Consider the following 2,363-nt stretch of genomic DNA (forward strand, 5'->3'; position numbering starts at 1 on the left):
GACAACTCAACTCGATCGGGCGATCGTAGCCGCATTGGGGGATGATTATGCTGGTGTCGATCCTCTATTAGTCTTATCTAGCAATCCTAAATTTGGGGACTATCAGGCGAATATGGCGATGGGACTCGCCAAGAAATTAGGGCAACAGCCACGCGCGATCGCTCAATCGATCGTCGATAATTTAGATGTGTCAGAAATCTGCGAATTACCCCAAATTGCTGGCGCAGGCTTTATTAATTTCACAGTCAAACCTAGCTATCTCGCCACTCAACTCCAAGCCATGCAGCTCGATAGTCGCCTGGGTGTAGCCGTCACCGAAAAACCACAACGCGTTGTCGTAGATTTTTCGAGTCCGAATATTGCTAAAGAAATGCACGTCGGGCACCTGAGATCGACTATTCTGGGAGATTGTATCGCACGGGTATTAGAATTTCGCGGTCACGATGTCCTCAGACTCAATCACGTTGGCGACTGGGGTACCCAATTTGGGATGTTGATTCTTTACCTCCGGGAAGCCTATCCTCAAGCCTTGACGACGGCTGACGCGCTCGATTTAGGCGATTTGGTAGTCTTATACAAACGAGCCAAACAACGCTTCGACGAAGATCCGCAGTTTCAGGAAGCCGCCAGACAGGAAGTAGTTAAATTACAAGCCAAAGATCCCGATACGATTAAAGCCTGGAATTTATTATGCGACCAATCGCGGCGCGAATTTCAGGTAATTTACGATAGATTGAAGATCGAACTTACCGAACGCGGCGAATCTTTCTACAACCCCTATTTATCCTCCGTAGTTGAAGATCTCCGCGCGACAGGATTACTAGTCGAAAGTGACGGCGCACAGTGCGTTTTTCTCGATGGATTTACCAACAGAGAAGGCGATCCTTTACCCCTCATCGTCCAAAAAACCGATGGAGGTTATAACTACGCCACTACCGATTTAGCCGCAGTCAGATATCGGATTCAGACCGATAAAGCCGATCGAATCATTTATATCACCGATGCGGGGCAAGCGGATCATTTCGCCCAAGTATTTCAAGTTGCCAAACTTGCCAAATGGATACCCGAACATATTGAAATTACCCACGTTCCTTTTGGGTTAGTGTTAGGTGAAGGTGGTAAAAAAATTAAGACTCGATCGGGTAAAGCCATTAAATTAAAAGATCTGCTCGATGAAGCGATCGAACGATTTAGTAACCTACTCAAAACCAGATTAATTGATGAAGAACGCAAAGAAACTGAAGAATTTATTGCCAATAGTTCGGAAGTTATCGGACTGAGTTCTGTTAAATATGCTGACTTGAGCCAAAACAGAACGAGCAATTATGTCTTTAGTTACGATAAGATGCTTTTAGATAAAGGCAATACAGCACCTTATATGATGTATGCCTACGCCAGACCACAAAGCATCGCTCGTAAAGGCGATATCGACTTTAATCAGCTTGGCGATAATGCTCAAATTATTCTCGCAGAAGAAGCCGAACTAACTCTTGCTAAACACCTCTTACAATTAGGAACGATTATTACTGAAGTCGAACGAGATTTGTTGCCGAATCGGTTGTGTCAATACTTATTTGAACTCAGTCAAAAATTCAATCAATTTTATGACAAACATTCCGTTTTACAAGTAGAAGAACCGATTAAAACTTCACGTTTATTACTATGTGATTTAACTGCTAAAACGTTGAAATTAGGATTGAATTTACTCGGTATTCCGGTACTAGAACGGATGTAAATATGAAGCATCTGAACTATGATTAAAGTGATTGACAGATAGACTATGATTACAACCGGAAAATAATCACAGTTTATCATTTAATCATTCTAATCATAGTTCAGACAACAATTCTGAGTTCGATCGAAATGTTAGAATAGTGCATATACTCTTGCAGGAGATATAGAGATGACAGTTGCGCTCCAGAAAATGACCCTAGCAGAATTCCTTGCCTACGATGATGGCACGGATAACTTATATGAATTGGAAAATGGAGAATTGATTTCTGTGCCTGCGAAGAGCGATATAAATCAGAGAATTGCATCTTTTTTATTCGCTTTCTTGCTAGGTTTGGGTATTCCCAGCTATAGACTTAGGATTGGAATCGAAGTAGCTGTTAGTGGAGCGCGGGTATCTGTACGAATACCAGATTTATTGGTATTGTCTGAAGAATTAGCAACGGAAATGGATGGAGCGAGTCGATCGATCGTACTAATGGATATGCCGCCACCATTACTAGCAGTGGAGGTTGTCAGCCCCAACCAAGAGAAACGAGATTATCGTTACAAGCGGAGTGAATACGCTGCTAGGGGCATTGCTGAATATTGGATCGTCGATCCGATCGCCAAACAAATAACCATCTTAGAAT

The 2,363-nt window shown here is 42.6% G+C and carries 2 protein-coding genes; both read left to right on the forward strand.

Translation table 11 applies throughout. The features are described from left to right. Positions 1 to 1,735 (forward strand): arginine--tRNA ligase (argS, locus tag Q0R35_RS09410; protein WP_366944856.1); only part of this gene is annotated, 1,735 nt, incomplete at its 5' end. A 168-nt stretch (positions 1,736 to 1,903) separates the two neighbouring features. Beyond that, positions 1,904 to 2,363: Uma2 family endonuclease (locus Q0R35_RS09415; protein ID WP_295616663.1), on the forward strand; the 460-nt coding region annotated here is incomplete at its 3' end.

The sequence above is a fragment of the Chamaesiphon sp. GL140_3_metabinner_50 genome, assembly GCF_025361915.1.
Lineage (GTDB): Bacteria > Cyanobacteriota > Cyanobacteriia > Cyanobacteriales > Chamaesiphonaceae > Chamaesiphon.